Genomic DNA, 17275 nt, shown 5'->3' on the forward strand with positions numbered 1-17275 from the left:
GCTAAGCGCTGGCCTGCGCCAGCAGCAGCAGGTTCTCGATCAAGCGCGCCAGATGCGCTGCGTTGAGCTGATCCTGCCGGGTCCAGCTGCGGCTGTGGCCGGTCTGCGCCAGCCAAAGGACGCCGGCCAGGCCCTGCCCATTGAAGAGCGGCTGTTCCAGCCGTGATTGCGCGTCGGTGCCGCCTGGCAAAGCCTGCAGTTCGCGGAAGCAGGGATGCAGGGCCATGTCCTGCAGCGCCAGCGCCGCATGCCGGTCGCGCATAAGCGCCAGATAAGTTCCGGCTGGCAGGCGACTATCGCCGCCCAGCAGGCGCAGCGTGCCATCGCCTGTGCTGTCCAGCCAGAGCCGGACTTGATCCACTTGCATCACTTGCCGGGCGGCCTGACTCAGCGCTTGCAGCGCGAGTTCGGCATCGGCCGCGGAGCGAAGCGGCGTCCAGGGGCGGTTCGACAGTTGCAAGAGCAAGGCCTCGGGGGCTTGTGCTTCGCTGTCCAGGCGCAGGTGTGCCGCGGTCGTGTCGCCACTGAGCCGCTCAATCTCTGTCTGCAAGGACTGGTGCTGCCACAGGTGATGCAGCGCCGCTTCGGCGTTGCCTTGCTGCTGCAGCAACTTGGCCAGCTGCAGATGGGCCTGGCTCTGCTGCGGGCGCGACTGGATGCGCTCGGCCAGTGCCAGCGCGTGGTGGCTGCTGCGCACTGCGCCGGCCTCGTCGCCGCGGGCCAGCGCGATTTCGGTCCAGGTCCGGCTGGCAGCTGCTTCCAGCCAGGAGTGCCCCAGTCGGCTGGCCAGATTCAGCGCCAGGCGGCAGTCGGCAATGGCCCAGTCGGTGCGGCCACGTGCCAGTGCAGCGCGAGCCAGCTGCCAATGCGCCTCGGCCTCGAACTCGCGGTGCTGCCCACGTCGTGCTGCCGCCAGGCCGTGGCTGAACTGGCGCTCCGCGTCCTCCAGTTCGCCGCATTCGAAATGACTAACGCCAATATTAAGCGCCAGCTTGGCGGCCAGATAGCTGTCGTCCAGGTCGCCGAGCAGGACGACCGCTTCGCGATGAATGCGACGCCCGCGCTCCCAGGCGTTGCGGGCATAGTGGATCTGGCCCAGGCCGATGCGGGCCGCCACGGTGACACGCAGATCCTGCGCCAGCTCGGCCAGCTGGAGTGCATCGGCCCAATGGGTGCTTGCCTGCTGGTAGTCACCCAGCTGATAGGCGATCCGCCCCAGGGCCTCGGCGGCGCGCGCCGCCTGCAAGGTGAAATGCTGTTCGGCGGCCGCATGCCGCGCCTGCAGCAGTGCGGCCTGAAGCTCCAGGGCGCGGCCGCGGTGTTCCTGCAGGTAGAAGCGCGTGTAGAGCGCGTCGACGGCCGCTGCCAGATTGCCCTGCTGCCGGCATCGCTGCTCCAGTGCCTCCAGGCGCCGGGCGGCGCAGTCCGGATGGCGCTGCGCGAGCAGCTCGATGCGCTGCTGCAGGCGAGCCATCGCGTCGGAGCTGGCGGGAATGATCTTGAACACGGGCAGGCAGGTTGCGCAGAGGCGCCAAAGCGTCGGAGGCCGAAGGATAACGTCCGGCTGCGGCGCGGCCTTGATGGTTTTCGCGAGCTTGGCCTTCAACCTGGTTTCGCACTGGTATTCTCCGCACCGCCTGACAGACGCAGCGCTGCTTGTCTCGCTCTTGACCTGTTCCGGGATGGACCGGGCAAGGGCAAATACCAGTTAAAAGCCAATTGACCCACTGTATTGTTGGTATTAGACTGGTATCTTATGTTGAAGAAGCCTGCCCTCCCTCTGTTGTTCCGCTCGGCCCAAGTACACCAGGCCCCACGGTTTCTGGTGAGTGTCGATGGCGGGGGCACGGGCACGCGGCTGCAGCTCAACAACGCCAGCGGGCAGTGCCTTGGCGTCGGGCGTGCGGGGCCGTCCGCGCTAGGACAGGGTGTCGAGCAGGCCTGGACTCATGTGCTTCAAGCCTTGCAAGGCGCGGCGGCGCAGGCTGGGTTGGGACGCATTGATCCCGCGGACTGTGCGATCGGCTTGGGTTTGTCGGGCGTCACCTTGATTGAACAGGCGCAGGCCTTCATTACGGCAGAGCCGGGCTTCGCCTTCATCGCGCTGGACAGCGATGGCTACACCGGTGTGCTGGGTGCACATGGCGGCGGCCCGGGTGCGGTGCTGGTGTCCGGCACCGGTTCGGTGGGCGAGGCGCTGCGGCGCGACGGCAGCCGCGCCTGCGTAGGCGGCTGGGGCTGGGCGATCGGTGATGAGGGCAGTGGGGCTTGGCTGGGCCGCTGCGCGATGGCGCATGCCCACCGGGCATTCGATGGGCGCGAAGCCGAAGCTCCGCTGACCACTGCCTTGATTGAGATGGCTGGGCGCAGCCGTGAGGCCCTATTGGCCTGGTGCGCTGCCGCCGGTCAGCAAGGCTATGCCAGCCTGGCCCCGCTCGTGTTCGACATGGCGGGCCGCGACCCGCTGGCGTCCGCCCTGATCGGTGATGCTTTGCTGGAACTGGAGCGGGTGGTGAAGGCGCTTGATCCCGAGGGCGAGCTTCCGCTGGTGCTTGCCGGCAGTGTGGCCGAGCGTCTGGCACCGCGTTTGCCGGCGGCATTGCGTTCGCGCTGTGTGGCCGCCCAGGGCGATGCGGTCGCCGGTGCCTTGCAGCTGCTGCAGACAAGCATGTTGACGATGGGGGGCGGTGAATGAGCAAGTCGGCGTTTCAATTCAAGCCTGACGCGGACGCGGCATCGCCGCTGTACATGCAGCTGGCGCAGGCGCTGGCGCAGGCGATTCGCGATGGCGTCTATCACGCCGACGAGGCGCTGCCCTCCGAGCGCGTGTTGGCCGAGTCGCTGGAGCTTTCGCGCGTGACAGCACGCAAGGCGATCGACCGGCTGGTTGAGCAGGGGATGATCGTGCGCAAGCGCGGCTCGGGCAACTACATTGCGCCGAAGCTGGAGCAACCGTTGACGCGCCTGACCAGCTTCTCTGAGGAACTGCACCAGCGCGGCTTCGTGCCGGGCTCGCGCTGGCTGACGCGCGCCTTCCGTGCCGCGGCGCCGGACGAGCAGCTGTCGCTGGAGCTCAAGGCCGGCGAGCGCGTTGCCCGCTTGGAGCGCCAGCGTCTGGCCGATTCGGTGGTGATGGCCTATGAGGTCAGCGTGCTGCCGGAATCGGTGCTGCCGGATCCGCAGCGTGTCGAATCCTCGCTGTATGCGCATCTGGCGCAGCTGGACGGTGCGCCCGTGCGCGCGCTGCAGCACATCCGAGCGATCAATGCTGATGCCAAGCTGGCAGCCTTGCTGGAGGTGCCGGTGGGCTCGGCGGTGCTTTTCATCACCCGGGTCGGCTATGTGGCCTCGGGCAAGGCGGTGGAGTTGACGCACTCCTACTGCCGCAGCGACTACTACGACTTCGTGGCCGAGATGCGGCGCGACTGACGGAAGACACTCACGATGGCTGATGTGATTGACGGTGTCATTCTGACGCCGGGGGGATTCCTGCGCGGTCGTCTGGCCCTGGCTGGCCAGCGCATCGCAGCGATCACCGGTGTGCCGGTGTCGGAGTCGGCCGTGCGCGGCCTGGGTCTGCCCATCGTGCTGCCCGGCTTTGTCGACACCCACGTGCATGGCGGTGGCGGGCGCGATGTGATGCAGGGTGGTGACGCTATCGCTGAGATTGCACGTCTTCATGCCGGCCACGGCACGACATCCTTACTGGCCACCACGATGACCGCGCCGCGCGGCGAGATCGAGGCCGCACTGCGCGCGCTGGCGCCGCACTGCCGCGAACGCGCCGCCGGCGGCGCACGGGTGCTGGGCGTGCATCTGGAAGGGCCGTACATCAACCCGGGCCGGCTGGGTGCGCAGCCCGACTGCGCGCGCCTCGGAACGCTGGAGGAAGCCCTGGCACTGCATGCGCTGGCGCCCATCCGCCTGATCACGCTGGCGCCTGAGATCGAGGGGCATCTGGCCCTGATCGGCCCACTCAATGACGCCGGGTTCCGCGTGCAGATCGGCCACAGCGCTGGCCGCTACGAGGACGGCGTGGCGGCACTGCAGCGCGGCGCGCACGGTTTCACGCATCTGTTCAACGCGATGACCGGCCTGCATCACCGCGAGCCTGGCATGGTGGGCGCGGCACTGGCGCACGCGCAGTACGCCGAGCTGATCCCTGATCTCCTGCATGTGCATCCGGGGGCCATCCGCGCCGCGCTGCGCGCCATCCCTTGCCTGTTCTGCGTGACCGACTCAACCGCCGCCGCCGGCATGCCGGACGGCGACTACAGCCTGGGCAGCCAGACGGTCAGCAAGTGCATGGGCGGTGTTCGACTGGCTGACGGCACGCTGGCCGGCAGCACGCTGACGATGGACCAGGCGCTGCGCAATCTGGTGGGCCTGGGCCTGCCGCTGGATGAGGCTTCGCGCCGCACCTCCAGCCATGCCGCGGCCTATCTGGGTTTGCAGGACCGTGGACAGCTGAAGCAAGGCCTGATGGCCGATCTGGTGGTGCTGGACCCGCAGACGCTGCAACTGACAAACGTATTCGTGGAAGGGGAAGCAATTGAGCTCGTCGCTGATGTATGAAGAGGCGCTCAGTGCGCCTGCCGTGGTGGCCCGTCAACTGGCCGCTGACCATACCGCCTATGCGGCACTGGGTGAAAGCCTGCGCCAGCAGCCGCCATCGTCTCTGCTGACGGTGGCACGCGGCAGCTCGGACCACGCCGCGCATTACCTTGCCTATCTGGTGATGGCGCGTCTGGGCCGCCTGGTGACCTCGCTGCCGATGTCGCTGGTGACGCTGTACCAGAGCCGGCTGGTCTGCGATGGTCTGGTGTCGCTGGCCTTCTCGCAGTCCGGCCAAAGCCCGGATCTGGTGGCCCCGACGCGCTTTCTGCGCGACGGCGGCGCACGCACCGTGGCCTTTGTGAACGCTGAGGGCTCGCCGCTGGCCGAGGCCGCGCAGCATGTCTTCCCGCTGCATGCGGGTGCCGAGAGAAGCGTGGCCGCGACCAAGAGCTATATCGCGCAGCTGGTGGCCGGCGCCCGTGTGGTGGCGGCCTGGCAGGGCGATGACGATCTGTTAGCCGCGCTGCAGCAGCTGCCCCAGGTGCTGGAGCAGGCCGCGGCGCTGCGCTGGGATGTGGCGGTGGATGTGTTGCGAGAGGCCGACCGGCTGTTCGTGATCGGCCGCGGTACCGGCCTGCCGATCGCGATGGAAGCGGCGCTGAAGTTCAAGGAGACCTGCGGCATCCAGGCCGAGGCGTTCTCGGGCGCGGAGGTCAAGCACGGCCCGATGGCCTTGGTGGAAGAGGGCTATCCGATGCTGGTGTTCGCGCCGCGCGGGCCGGCCCAGGCCGGCCTGCTGGCGCTGGCCGACGAAATGCGTGGCCGGGGCGCGCGTGTGCTGCTGGCCGCGCCGGCTGGCACGCCGGGCGCCGAGCTGCCCCTGGTCTGCAGTGGCAGCGAAGACCTCGACCCGATCGCGGTGGTGCAGAGCTTCTATCCGATGGTGGAGGCCTTGTCGCGTGCGCGTGGCAACAACCCGGACCAGCCGCGCCATCTGGCCAAGGTCACCAAGACCCATTGAACGAGGGTGCCATGACGCAGCAACACAGCAGCTTCCACCCCGGCCGCCTGGTGATGGTCGATATTCCCGGCAAACAGCTGGACGCGCCGACCGCGGACTTCCTGCGCCAGCACCAGGTGCGCGCGGTCTGCCTGTTCCGCAAGAACCTGGGCAGCGAGACGGAAATCCGCCAGCTCACCGCCGATCTGCGCGCGGTGATGGGCGAGCAGGCTTTGATCGGCATCGACCAGGAAGGCGGCTCTGTGATTCGGGCCACCAGCCTGCCGCAGGCGCCGGCCGCGATGGCGCTGGGCGCGATCGGTGATGAGGCTCTGGCCGAGCAGGTGGGCGCCGCGGTGGCGCGCGGCCTGTTGCATCTGGGCATCAACTGGAACTTCGCGCCGGTGCTGGATGTCAACAACAACCCCGCAAATCCGGTGATCGGCGAGCGCAGCTTCGGCGACGACCCGGAGCTGGTGACGCGCCTGGCGCGGGCCTGGATGCGCGGTTCGCTGCGCGAGGGTGTGGCCTGCTGCGTGAAGCACTTTCCTGGCCATGGCGACACGCATGTGGACTCGCACCACGCGCTGCCGACTGTGGACAAGTCGCTGGCCGCGCTGGAGGCGCTGGAACTCAAACCCTTCCGCGCGCTGACCCAGGGCGCTGAAGTGGCGCCGGCGGTGATGACGGCGCATATCGTTTATCCGCAGCTCGATGCCGAGCATCCGGCCACGCTGTCACGGCGCGTGCTGACCGGCATCCTGCGCGACAGCATGGGCTATGACGGCGTCGTCATCACCGATGCGCTGATGATGAAGGCTGTGCACGAGCGCTATGGCCATGCCCGCGCCGCGGTGCTGGCGCTGCAGGCCGGCGCCGACATGCCGCTGGCCCAGGGCAGCCTGCAGGAGCAGCGAGCGGCGATCGAGGCCATCGGTGCCGCCTGGGCCGCGGGGCAGCTGGAGACAGCGCAGCTTGAGCGCGCGGCAGCACGGATCGACCGTCTGGCCGAGCGCTTCCCCCTGCAGACGCGAGACTACGACGCAAAGCAGCGGCTCGCCGATGAGCAGCTGATGCATGACGGCTGGGCGCGCGGCCTGTGTACCGTGCGTGGCGCGCGGCCGCCCGCCCGCCAGACACCGATCCGCCTGATCTGCCAGGCCAGTGTGGCCAGCGATGGCGTGTCGGAAGCCGGTGCTTCGGTGGAGCAGGTGCAGGCACTGTTTGCCGGCTACTTCGACGATGTGCAACTGCTGCGCGTGCAGGATCTGCGCGCACTCAGCGCCGCCGATGTGCCGCAGGACGCGCGAATGAATGTGCTGGTGTCCAACCATCGCGGCCGCTTCGGCGCAGCCGCCCGCTTGGCCCGGCCTGATCTGCATCTGGCGCTGTGGAATCCCTTCCAGGTGCTGGACATCGCCGCCCCGGCCGTCATCAGCTGGGGCTATGCCGACGGCGCCTTGCTTGCGTTGACGCGCTGGCTGCGCGGTGATCTCGAGGCTGTGGCCCGGCCGCCCGTGAGCCTGAACCAGGAGTCCTGACCATGAGTGCAACGTCTCCCACCATCTCGCCGATCCGCTGGGTGCCCAGCCTGTACTTCGTGCAGGGCCTGCAGTTCTTCGTGGTGATGCTGATCGCCGGCCTGATGTTCAAGAGCATGGGCGTGCCGAACGACCAGATTGCGCGCTGGACCGGCCTGCTGGGGCTGGCCTGGGCCATCAAGCCCTTGTGGAGCCCCTTCCTGGAGCTGGCGCGCAGCAAGAAGCTGATCGTGGTGGCGATGCAGTTCACCGGCGCAGCAGGCTTGGCGCTGATGGCGCTGGCGCTGCAGCTGCCGATGTACTTCGCCGCCAGCATCGCAGTGCTGTTCCTGCTGGCCTATGCCTCGGCCACGCATGACATCGCCTGCGACGGCCTCTACATGGCTTCGCTGGATGCCAAGCAGCAGGCCGCCTATGCCGGTTGGCAGGGAGCCTTCTTCAATGCCTCCAAGTTTTTGACGCTGGGCGGCCTGCTGGTGCTAGCCGGGCATCTGGAGAAGAGCGTCGGCGTGTTCAACGCCTGGTCGCTGATTTTCGTGCTGCTGGCCGTGCTGTTGGCGGTGCTGGCAGCCTACAACGCCTATGCGCTGCCGGGCGCGCTGAACACCGAGCATGCGGACCTGACGGTGACCAGCATCTTCGGCACCTTGAGAGAGGTGATCGCCGATTTCCTGGGCAAGCCCGGTATCTGGCTGGCGATCCTGTTCATCGTCGTGTTCCGCTTTGCCGAGGGGCAGGTGCAGACCATCGGGCCGCTGTTCCTGATCGAGGCGCGCGACAAGGGGGGCCTGGGCCTGACGACCGAGCAGGTGGGCGGCATCTACGGCACGGGCGGCACGGCCGCCTTCCTGGTCGGCAGCATCCTGGGCGGCTACTTCACCTCGTGGCTGGGGCTCAAGCGCGCGATGCCGGTGCTGATCCTGGCGATGGCGGTGCCGAACGTCGTTTTCTACTACCTCAGCGTGGCCCTGCCCACGGACCTGTGGCACCTCGGTGCGGCCATCAGTGTGGAGATGTTCGGCTACGGCTTCGGCTTCGTCGGCATGATTCTCTACATCATGCAATCGGTGGCGCCGGGCCGCTTCCAGACGGCGCACTACGCGCTGGGTACGGGCGTGATGCAGCTGGGATTCATCTTCTCCAAGACCATCAGCGGTGATGTGCAGATGGCGATGGGCTACCAGGACTTCTTCCTCTGGACCATCGTCTGCGGCGTTCCAGCGCTGCTGCTGATGTTCTTCGTGCGGCTGCCGTCGCCTGCGAAAAAGGATTGAGCCATGGCGAACACATTGCGCAAGGGGCTGGCGGCCCTGATCCTGAGCGCGGCACCCGCGCTGGCTTGGGCGGCCGATCCGGCCCCCTTGTTCTTCGATGACTTCAGCGACGCTGACCTGAGTGGCTTGCAGGCTGGCGGCTGGACGCTGCGCAGCGCGCTCGGCCATCCTGGCCTGAAGGGCGCGCGCTGGGGCGCGGCGCAGCTGCGGCTGCTGGACGACCCGGCACAGGCCGGCAACCGTGTGCTGCGGCTGAAAGCCAGCACGGACGGCACGGCAGCCGGTACCGCGCAGGCGCAGCTGTGCCATGCGCGCAAGTATCTGGAGGGCACCTATGCCGCGCGGGTTCGCTTCAGCGACACGCCGGTGCAGGGCGTCGACGGCGATCCGGTGATCCAGGCCTTCTTCGCGATCAGTCCGCTGCGGCATGACCTGGATCCCGAGTTCAGCGAGGTCGACTGGGAATACCTGCCCAACGGTGGCTGGGGTAGCGAGAAGACGCGTATCTATGGCATCAGCTGGCAGACCGTTCAGATCGAACCCTGGCGGGCCTTCAACTCGATGCATCAGCGCGAAGGTTCGCACGATGGCTGGCGTGTGCTGATGATGCAGGTGATTGACGGCAAGGTTCGCCTCTACCTGGACGGCCAATTCCTGGGCGAGCATGGAGGGCGCAACTACCCCGTGGTGCCGATGGCGATCAACTTCAATCTGTGGTTCTCACCGGGGGGCTTGCTCGGCCCGCAAGCCGGTGTCCGGGCCTATGAAACCGATGTGGACTGGGTGTTCCATGCCAAGGGACAGAAGCTCGAACCGCAGCAGGTGGATGCTGCCGTGCAGTCTCTGCGTCAGCGCGGGGTGAAGCGCCTGGACAGCGTGCCGGCTGCACAGCCGCCGCTGGACAGCCCCTGCGATATGTGAATCTTCGCTTTGTTGGGCCTGTCATGACTCTTTCGCGTCTCGTTGGCCAGTGTTTTCTGCTGCTGGCCGTGTTGCAGAGCGCGCCGGCGGCGCTGGCCCAGCCGGTGTTTGGTGCCGGCCCGCTGGCGGTGGAGCGGCGCAGTGATGCGGTGGTCGGCGTCTATGTGCCAAGCTGGGAATCGCCGGCTGTGGTGGAACGCCTGCGGCCGGGCAGTGTCAGTCATCTGCTCTATGCCTTCCTGCGGATGTGCGGGCCGGGGCAGCTCGACAAGGACGCGCAGGGTTGCTCAGGAAAGGCCGACTTTGAGCTAGCGGCAGACCCTGCGCATGCGCGCTTTGATGCCGTCTTCCAGCGTCTGAAGGCGCGCGAGGCGGGGCTGCGCGTGCTCGCCTCGGTCGGGGGCTGGGGCGGCTCCGACCCTTTCTTTCCGATGGCCGGCGATCCCGCGCGTCGGGCGGTTTTCATCTGGGATGCCGTGCGCTTCCTGCGCGCGCACCCGGGCTTTGATGGCCTCGACATTGACTGGGAGCACCCCGGCGACAACGGCGCGGCCAACGGCGTGCAGCTCGGCAACCATCAGGATGGCGCCCACTTTGTGCTGCTGATGCAGGAGCTGCGTGCGGCACTGGACCGGCTGGGCCAGACGACAGGGCGACGCTATCTGCTGACTGTCGCCGTAAACACGACGGCCAAGGTGGTCGATCGGATCGACTGGCGCGCGGCCGGGCCGGCCTTGGATCTGGTCTTCATGATGAGCTACGACTACTACGGCGGCTGGTCCGACACCGTGGGCCACCATGCGGCCTTGCGCGGCAGCCGCGCTGGTTCGGATGACAGCCTTGAGCAGGGCACCCTCAATTTCATCGGGGCGGGGGTGCCGGCGTCCAAGCTGGTGGCCGGTGTGGCCATGTACGGCCGTGGATTCGCCGGCGCTGGCTCCGCGCAGACGGGGGCCAGCAAGAGCGGCGTCTACCCCCCTGGTGGCGATGGCAGCCTGGTTTATCGCGAACTGGCGCGGCGCTATCTGGATCGCCAGGGGCGCGGCCGCCAGGGCTATGAGGCGCGCTTCGACAAGCAGACGCAGGCCTGGGCGCTGCACGACCCGCGCCGGCAGCGCTACATCGGCTACGACGATCCTCGTGCGGTCCAGGCCAAGGCGCTCTTTGCTCGGGAGCAAGGGCTGGCGGGTCTGTTTGCCTGGGAGCTCAGCCAGGACAACGGGGATCTGCTCAACGCCATGAACCGCGGGCTCGGGCATCGGCTGATTCCTGGCCGCTGAGGCTCGGCTCAGCCGCCGCCCAGGCATTGAAGTGAATGAAGCATCGCAGTTGGAGGTTCCGCCCTTGAGCGACAAGCAAGCCACCGTAGCAAGAAGTCAAGCCCGACTGGATTCAGTGGACGCACTACGCGGGCTGGCGGTCGCAGCGATGCTGCTGGTCAACAACCCGGGCGACTGGGGCTACGTCTATGCGCCGTTGCAGCATGCGGCTTGGCATGGCTGCACCCCGACCGACCTGATCTTTCCATTCTTCCTGTTCATCGTCGGCGTTTCTATCGCACTGAGCCTTGGCGCGCGCGTCGATGCCGGCTGCGCGCCAGCTCCGATGGCCCGTGGGGTGCTGGAGCGCGCCTTGCGAATCCTGCTGCTGGGTTTGGCCTTGCATGCGCTGGCCTGGTGGCTGATGGACAAGCCCGAGTTCCGCTTGATGGGTGTGCTGCAGCGCATCGCCCTGTGCTTTGCGTTCACCGGCCTGGTGGCGCTCTACCTGCGCCAGCGCCAGCAATGGCTGCTGCTGGTGGCCTTGCTGGTGGGCTATGCCGTGCTGCTGGTGGCCGGTGGGCCGCTGAGCAAGGACGGCAACCTGGCCGCGCGGATCGACAGCGCGCTTCTGGGGGCCTGGTCTTATGAATGGTCAGCGGCCACCGGGCAGGCGCATGAGCCTGAAGGCATTCTGAGCACGCTGGGCGCCTTCGCCACCTGTCTGCTGGGCCTACGTGCCGGAGACTGGCTGCGGCAGGGCTTGGGTGCCCGCTTGTGGGCGTTGGGTGCCGTCGCCTTGGGCCTGGGCTATCTGGCCGCCTTGCACCTGCCCTGGAACAAGCAGCTCTGGACCAGCAGCTTCGTGCTGTGGACCGGCGGCTGGGCTTGCCTGGCGCTTGCGTTGACGCACCAGCTGGTGGATCGGCGTGGCTTGCCGGCCTTGGGCCGCGCCTTCGGCGTCAACGCCATCGCAGCGTATGCTGGCGCGTGGGTGCTGGCGGTGGTGCTGGAGGGGCAGGGTTGGATGAAGCCGATCTACACCGGCGGCTTCGCCTGGATTGCTAAGGGCCTGGGGCCTTATCAGGCTTCGCTGGCTTTTGCGCTCACATTCGTGCTGCTCTGGGCGTGGGTTGTGTGGTTCCTCGACCGGCGGCGTCTCTATATCAAGGTCTGATGCTTGGCTCCATTGAGTCAACAGCCGCGGCCGCTACAGTGGCGCGGCTGGGCTGCGCACAGGTGCAGCCGTTTCCAATCACTGGGGCTCAGGCATGAGTGATCGCTTTCAGATTCGGATGCCACCGAACGTCCAGTCGGTGCAGGTGGGGGAGCATCCTGTGGTCTTCATCGACGATTTTCTGGAGGCTCCACAGGCCCTGCTCGAGGTGGCGTGCGCCAGCCGCTATGAGGCTTACCCGGGCATGGCGGAGCGCAAGGGCTATCCGGGCGTTCGCGCGCAGGCGCCAGCTGACTACTCGCAGGCGCTGGTCGCTCTGCTGGATCCTTTGATCCGCCTGAACTTCGGCGTGCCTGACGAGCTGCCGCTGCGCAAGAGCATCTGCGCCTTCTCTCTGACGACGACAGCGCCGCAGTCACTGGGGCCTTTGCAGCGCGTCCCGCATTTCGACGCCAGCACGCCGCACCACATGGCGGTGCTGCTGTACCTGTGCGATGAGCAGCACGGGGGAACCGGGTTCTATCGCCACAAAGCCACCGAAGTGCAACAGATCACGGCGCAGAACCGTGAGCACTACCTTGATGTGCATTACCGGGAATTGAATGCCAGCCCGCCACGGGCGCGCTACTTCGATGACTCGGACGACTGCTTCGAGTTGCTCGGCATCATGCCGGCCCGCTTCAATCGGCTGGTGATCTACCCGGGCAGCCTGCTGCACAGTGCCTGCATCAATCCGGCTCGAAGCATCAGTGCGGATCCGCGCAGCGGACGCCTGACGGTCAACTCATTCTTCGACTTCTAGGCTGCGCCGCGACGCCCGGCGAGTGTGCTTAGGCATCGCGTTCGCGACTTCGACAAAAAAAGGCCCGGACTAGCCGGGCCTTTTGCTGGGCGTTGCCAGGTCAGAACTTGGCGCTCAGACCCACGCGAACCGTGGTCTCACCCTTGAAGGACCAAGCCGGGAAACCGGCGCGCAGCGGATCCTTGACGGCCGAGTTGGAGGCTTCGGCCGCACCGTACTGAACATCATCCTGCTTGAGCAGGTTGATCGCCTCGACCGACAGCTTCAGCGACTTGTTGATGTTCCAGCCGAAGCTCGCGTCCAGCGTGCCGTAGGCATCGTGCATGCGGTTGCCGTACCAGAATGCGCCTTCGCGGATCATGTACTTCGAGCGCCAGTTGTAGGCCAGGCGCGCTGTATAGGTCTGGTTCTCGTAGTAGCCCACCAGGTTCACGTTGTGCTTGGAGGCTTGCGTGAAGATGCCCAGGTTGTCGATGTAGCTGCTGGCCGGTGCCGTGCCTTCGGTGAAGGTGTAGTTGGCGATGCCACCAAAGCCGTTGCCCAGGTTGTGGTTGACCTGGAATTCCAGACCCCGGATGCTGCCGCCGCCCGCGTTGACAAAGCTCTGGACGGTCCAGTTGTCGACCTTGCTGATCGGGTCGATCAAGCCGACCTTCTGGTTGCTCTTGACTTCAGCAGTGATGAAGTTGGAGATGTCCTTCGTGAAGAAGGTTGCCGACAGCAGGTTGCCCTTGCCGTAGTAGTACTCCAGGCCGATGTCGGCTTGGCTGGACTTCATGGGCTTCAGGCCGACATTGCCGACGGTCCAGGTTTCGTTGCCCACGCGGTCATCGTTGTAGCCGGACACGGTGACGCCGAACATATTGGCGAAGTTCGGGCGTGTGATGGCTTGCGAGGCCGTTGCGCGCAGGACCAAGTTGCGCTGGAGTTCGAAGGCGATGTTGGCGCTCGGCAGCACGTCGTTGTAGGTCGCGGTCTTGGTGGCCAATCCACGGCCCCAGTTGAGGTTGCCGGAGTAGTCGCCATTGGCCAGCGGCGTTCCGTCAAAGGCGTAACCCGTGCTGCGCACCGTGGTAGAGATGTAGCGCAGGCCGAAGTTGCCACGAATGTTCTGGGCGTCGAACTCGAACATGCCGTAGGCGGCGCGGTTCTTCTCGTTCAGCTCGCTATAGGCCGAGCGGTCCTCGTTCCAGCCGGCAATGTTCTTGCTGGTGTTGGCGATCATCGCGTCGATGTTCGGGCGCGGCACCGACCAGCTCGCCACGTCGACCGAGCCACTGAAGAGGCTGCCGGTATCGACCCCAGCGATCGTCGAGTTCCACACCGGGCGGAAGCTGCGCTTCTCGAAGGTGTGATCAGCGAAGCGAACACCGGTCTTGAAGGCGCTGATCGCACCCAGGTTCAGGTCGATGGTGGCATCGAGCTGCGCGTACTTCTCGCTGTCCTTGTTCGGTCCACGCGACGTGGCCCAGGTCTCGGGCGAGCTCTGCTTGGGCAGGTCGGCCACGCCAAAGGACTGATTCGAGGTCGGGTTCAGGCTGATCTGCTTGCCAGTGGCGTCGATCGTGCCTTGCCACTTCGCAGGCTTGTCCCACCAGCCATACGCGTAGTTGGTTGTCAGCGTCGTACCGCCTTCGGCCTTGGTCTGGCCAGCGACGAAGTCGAACTTGGCGATGTCCGTCTTGTAGCTGCCGTTGACCGTGACGCTGTCAGAGCTCATCTCGGCTGCGCGAGCCCAGTTCTGGTAGAACTGGTTGATCAAGGGCTTTGCAGCCGTTGTCGTGCTTGTCAGGCAGACGCCGGTCGGATTGAATGCAGACTTGACCGCCGTGTTGCGCTTTGTGCAGTTGGCGTCGTGGAAGATGTAGTCGCTACTGTTGGAGTTGTTGGCCCCCAGCTTCAGACTCAGCACGTTCAGCCCCAGCTCGAGCCCTTGCACCGGCTTTGCCTGAAGGACGACGTTCAGCGCCTCGCGCTTACGCTCCTGCACGAAGGCGGTAGGTGCCACGTCAGATGCCCAGCGGCTGTCTGCCTCGATGCCGCGTCGGATGTAGGTGCCGTCCGAGTGTGCCGCGGCGACCAGGACGCCGAAGTTGCGGGCACTGTTCTTCCAGCTGTAGAGGCCGGAGACTTCCTTTTCAGGATCGCTGATCGTGCCGATGCCGTACTTGACGCTGGCGAATGCGGCACCTGCGGCCAGGTCCAGCGGCTTGCGGGTCTTGACGATCACGGTACCGCCGATGCCACCTTCCGTCAGGTTGGCTTGCGAGGACTTGTAGACCTCCATGCCACCAATCAGTTCCGCCGGCAGCAGCGAGTAGTTGAACGAGCGATCGATGTCCATCTGGTCATACCAACCCGTGGAAGCGACGGTCTGACCGTTCAGCGTGGTGTAGGTCATCTGCGGATCCGAGCCGCGAATGGACACCGAGGCGCCTTGGCCGAAAGCGCGCCCCACCGAGATGCCAGGAATGCGACCCAGGGCCTGGCCCACGTCGGCGTCCGGGAGCTTGCCGACGTCCTCGGCTGAGACAGCGTCCACAACGGCGCTGGCGTTCTTCTTGATGTTGGCGGCGGTCTCGAGCGACGCGCGGATGCCGGTCACAACGACCTGCTCAAGCGCACCGGCCTCAGGCTTCTTGGCCGCTGAGTCGGCTTGTTGGGCGTGGACGCTGAATGCCGCGCCCAGCAACGTCAGCGACACGGCGGCCGCGATGGGGGTCTTCCTGACCTTCATGAACTGCTCCTTTTATATGGCCTGCGAATGCGGCCTGTTGCGACTGGAACCGTGAACTCCGCCAGACAGGAACGTACCCAAGCCCGGCGCCAATAGATGCATACGAATGCAACCAATGCAATACCACTATAAGCCGCAATAGATCCACATAGCTACCACTTTTGTTTGCGTGTTTTCCCTGTGTGTCGTTTGTGTGTCGGGGACTTGGATGCTTCCACTCGCGCTACCGCAACGGGCTGCGAAGCACCTGGTCTGGTTGTGGTCTGCTCGTTGGTCTGGCGGCCGACGGTCGGGCCTTGCTGCCTGCCTGCATCGGATGCGGTGCTGGTGACGCCTCGACCAAAAAAGTCGTTGCAGACGAATAGCGCTGTGCTATAGTCTATGGCTCGCCTCGGAGGGGTGCCCGAGTGGCTAAAGGGGGCAGACTGTAAATCTGTTGGCTTACGCCTACGCTGGTTCGAATCCAGCCTCCTCCACCAGGCGAAACGTTTATCGGGTCGAGATGCCGGCTTCGTTGTTGGCATCTCGGTTTCGATAGGTAGGGCTCCCGGGCGGGAGTAGTTCAATGGTAGAACCTTAGCCTTCCAAGCTAATGACACGGGTTCGATTCCCGTTTCCCGCTCCAGTTGTCGGGTTCTGCTTGTGTCGATACCGGTTTGCCGGTTGCTCGAGAGGGCGGCCGTTAAACCTGTGTCGATGCCCATGTGGCTCAGTGGTAGAGCACTCCCTTGGTAAGGGAGAGGTCACGCGTTCGATCCGCGTCATGGGCACCATCAATTCCCTTCTTCTGATCTGTTCGCCTCCAGGAGCGCAAGATGGCAAAAGGCAAGTTTGAACGTACCAAGCCGCACGTGAACGTGGGCACGATCGGTCACGTTGACCACGGCAAGACGACGCTGACGGCAGCGATCGCGACCGTGCTGTCGAAGAAGTTTGGTGGCGAGGCCAAGGCCTACGACCAGATTGACGCAGCGCCAGAAGAGAAGGCCCGCGGCATCACGATCAACACCGCGCACGTCGAGTACGAGACGGCTAACCGCCACTACGCGCACGTTGACTGCCCCGGCCACGCCGACTACGTCAAGAACATGATCACCGGCGCGGCCCAGATGGACGGCGCGATCCTGGTGTGCTCGGCTGCTGACGGCCCGATGCCCCAGACCCGCGAGCACATCCTGCTGGCGCGTCAGGTGGGCGTGAAGTACATCATCGTGTTCCTGAACAAGTGCGACATGGTGGACGACGCCGAGCTGCTGGAGCTGGTGGAAATGGAAGTCCGCGAGCTGCTGAGCAAGTACGACTTCCCCGGCGACGACACCCCGATCATCAAGGGTTCGGCCAAGCTGGCGCTGGAAGGCGACACGGGCGACCTGGGCGAGCAAGCCATCATGCGTCTGGCTGACGCACTGGACACCTACATCCCCCAGCCTGAGCGTGCCGTGGACGGCGCGTTCCTGCTGCCGGTGGAAGACGTGTTCTCGATCTCGGGCCGCGGCACCGTGGTGACCGGTCGTGTTGAGCGCGGCATCATCAAGGTCGGCGAGGAAATCGAAATCGTCGGTATCCGCGACGTGCAGAAGACCACCGTGACCGGCGTGGAAATGTTCCGCAAGCTGCTGGACCAGGGTCAAGCTGGCGACAACGTCGGCATCCTGCTGCGCGGCACCAAGCGTGAAGACGTCGAGCGTGGCCAAGTGCTGGCCAAGCCGGGCACGATCAAGCCGCACACCCACTTCACGGCCGAGATCTACGTCTTGTCCAAGGAAGAGGGCGGCCGCCACACGCCGTTCTTCAACAACTACCGTCCCCAGTTCTACTTCCGTACGACGGACGTGACGGGCGCAGTGAGCCTGCCGGAAGGCAAGGAAATGGTCATGCCTGGCGACAACGTCGGCATCACCGTGAAGCTGATCGCTCCGATCGCCATGGAAGAAGGTCTGCGTTTTGCTATCCGCGAAGGCGGCCGTACTGTCGGCTCCGGCGTGGTCGCAACCATCCTCGAGTAAG

At 65.7% G+C, this 17275-nt stretch carries 13 protein-coding genes and 3 tRNA genes; 14 read left to right on the forward strand and 2 right to left on the reverse strand.

Annotated features, from left to right (window positions below; all coding sequences use genetic code 11):
- Position 1: 1 nt before the first annotated feature.
- Positions 2-1507, reverse strand: coding sequence for a GAF domain-containing protein (locus ACIQ67_RS04800; RefSeq protein WP_397533219.1), 1506 nt, complete (start codon positions 1505-1507; stop codon positions 2-4).
- 318 nt (positions 1508-1825) lie between these two features.
- On the opposite strand from ACIQ67_RS04800, the gene ACIQ67_RS04805 reads away from it, so the two are divergent.
- The 10 genes from ACIQ67_RS04805 (at position 1826) to ACIQ67_RS04850 (ending at position 12531) form a co-directional block, all read left to right on the forward strand.
- Positions 1826-2695: a BadF/BadG/BcrA/BcrD ATPase family protein gene (locus tag ACIQ67_RS04805; RefSeq protein WP_397533220.1), complete on the forward strand. Its 870-nt coding sequence runs from the start codon at positions 1826-1828 to the stop codon at positions 2693-2695.
- The gene (locus ACIQ67_RS04810; protein ID WP_397533221.1) at positions 2692-3429 is read left to right on the forward strand and encodes a GntR family transcriptional regulator; all 738 of its coding nucleotides are present in this window, start codon (positions 2692-2694) and stop codon (positions 3427-3429) included. Before ACIQ67_RS04805 ends, ACIQ67_RS04810 begins: the two co-directional genes overlap by 4 nt.
- Positions 3430-3444: 15 nt before the next feature.
- Positions 3445-4575 (forward strand): N-acetylglucosamine-6-phosphate deacetylase, encoded by a 1131-nt coding sequence (nagA, locus tag ACIQ67_RS04815; RefSeq protein ID WP_397533222.1) that lies wholly within the window; start codon positions 3445-3447, stop codon positions 4573-4575.
- On the forward strand, positions 4568-5578 hold the full coding sequence (locus tag ACIQ67_RS04820) for an SIS domain-containing protein (protein ID WP_397533232.1): 1011 nt from the start codon (positions 4568-4570) through the stop codon (positions 5576-5578). The genes nagA and ACIQ67_RS04820 overlap by 8 nt, the downstream gene beginning before the upstream one ends.
- Before the next feature lie 11 nt (positions 5579-5589).
- Positions 5590-7098: a beta-N-acetylhexosaminidase gene (gene nagZ, locus ACIQ67_RS04825; RefSeq protein WP_397533223.1), complete on the forward strand. Its 1509-nt coding sequence runs from the start codon at positions 5590-5592 to the stop codon at positions 7096-7098.
- A 2-nt stretch (positions 7099-7100) separates the two neighbouring features.
- The gene (locus ACIQ67_RS04830) at positions 7101-8372 is read left to right on the forward strand and encodes an MFS transporter (protein ID WP_397533224.1); all 1272 of its coding nucleotides are present in this window, start codon (positions 7101-7103) and stop codon (positions 8370-8372) included.
- A 3-nt stretch (positions 8373-8375) separates the two neighbouring features.
- Entirely contained in the window at positions 8376-9293 is a 918-nt protein-coding gene (locus ACIQ67_RS04835) for a glycoside hydrolase family 16 protein (RefSeq protein WP_397533225.1), read from the forward strand.
- A gap of 23 nt (positions 9294-9316) precedes the next feature.
- Complete coding sequence (locus tag ACIQ67_RS04840; RefSeq protein WP_397533226.1) at positions 9317-10573, forward strand: glycoside hydrolase family 18 protein; 1257 nt, start codon at positions 9317-9319, stop codon at positions 10571-10573.
- A gap of 64 nt (positions 10574-10637) precedes the next feature.
- Positions 10638-11729, forward strand: a complete 1092-nt coding sequence (locus tag ACIQ67_RS04845) for an acyltransferase family protein (RefSeq protein ID WP_397533227.1) — start codon at positions 10638-10640, stop codon at positions 11727-11729.
- A gap of 94 nt (positions 11730-11823) precedes the next feature.
- Complete coding sequence (locus ACIQ67_RS04850) at positions 11824-12531, forward strand: DUF6445 family protein (protein WP_397533228.1); 708 nt, start codon at positions 11824-11826, stop codon at positions 12529-12531.
- A 100-nt stretch (positions 12532-12631) separates the two neighbouring features.
- Here the strand turns inward: ACIQ67_RS04850 and ACIQ67_RS04855 are convergent, their stop codons facing one another.
- Positions 12632-15268: a TonB-dependent receptor gene (locus tag ACIQ67_RS04855; RefSeq protein WP_397533229.1), complete on the reverse strand. Its 2637-nt coding sequence runs from the start codon at positions 15266-15268 to the stop codon at positions 12632-12634.
- 393 nt (positions 15269-15661) lie between these two features.
- Between ACIQ67_RS04855 and ACIQ67_RS04860 the strand changes: the two genes are divergently transcribed.
- The 4 genes from ACIQ67_RS04860 to tuf all read left to right on the forward strand — a co-directional run bounded on the left by ACIQ67_RS04860 (position 15662) and on the right by tuf (position 17274).
- Positions 15662-15747 (forward strand) — tRNA-Tyr (locus ACIQ67_RS04860).
- 72 nt (positions 15748-15819) lie between these two features.
- Positions 15820-15893, forward strand: a tRNA-Gly gene (locus tag ACIQ67_RS04865).
- A gap of 73 nt (positions 15894-15966) precedes the next feature.
- Positions 15967-16041: transfer RNA gene (locus ACIQ67_RS04870), tRNA-Thr, on the forward strand.
- A gap of 42 nt (positions 16042-16083) precedes the next feature.
- Entirely contained in the window at positions 16084-17274 is a 1191-nt protein-coding gene (tuf, locus tag ACIQ67_RS04875; RefSeq protein WP_397533230.1) for an elongation factor Tu, read from the forward strand.
- Position 17275: the final 1 nt, after the last annotated feature.

Source organism: Roseateles sp. (assembly GCF_044373315.1).
GTDB lineage: Bacteria > Pseudomonadota > Gammaproteobacteria > Burkholderiales > Burkholderiaceae_C > JACDQM01.

Excerpts from the sequence above, each read along its gene's own strand:
- ACIQ67_RS04850 (WP_397533228.1), top strand. The coding sequence starts at position 11,824 with ATGAGTGATCGCTTTCAGATTCGGATGCCACCGAACGTCCAGTCGGTG.
- nagA (WP_397533222.1), top strand. The coding sequence starts at position 3,445 with ATGGCTGATGTGATTGACGGTGTCATTCTGACGCCGGGGGGATTCCTG.
- ACIQ67_RS04840 (WP_397533226.1), top strand. The coding sequence starts at position 9,317 with ATGACTCTTTCGCGTCTCGTTGGCCAGTGTTTTCTGCTGCTGGCCGTG.
- ACIQ67_RS04835 (WP_397533225.1), top strand. The coding sequence starts at position 8,376 with ATGGCGAACACATTGCGCAAGGGGCTGGCGGCCCTGATCCTGAGCGCG.
- ACIQ67_RS04810 (WP_397533221.1), top strand. The coding sequence starts at position 2,692 with ATGAGCAAGTCGGCGTTTCAATTCAAGCCTGACGCGGACGCGGCATCG.
- ACIQ67_RS04830 (WP_397533224.1), top strand. The coding sequence starts at position 7,101 with ATGAGTGCAACGTCTCCCACCATCTCGCCGATCCGCTGGGTGCCCAGC.
- ACIQ67_RS04820 (WP_397533232.1), top strand. The coding sequence starts at position 4,568 with ATGTATGAAGAGGCGCTCAGTGCGCCTGCCGTGGTGGCCCGTCAACTG.
- tuf (WP_397533230.1), top strand. The coding sequence starts at position 16,084 with ATGGCAAAAGGCAAGTTTGAACGTACCAAGCCGCACGTGAACGTGGGC.
- nagZ (WP_397533223.1), top strand. The coding sequence starts at position 5,590 with ATGACGCAGCAACACAGCAGCTTCCACCCCGGCCGCCTGGTGATGGTC.
- ACIQ67_RS04855 (WP_397533229.1), bottom strand. The coding sequence starts at position 15,268 with ATGAAGGTCAGGAAGACCCCCATCGCGGCCGCCGTGTCGCTGACGTTG.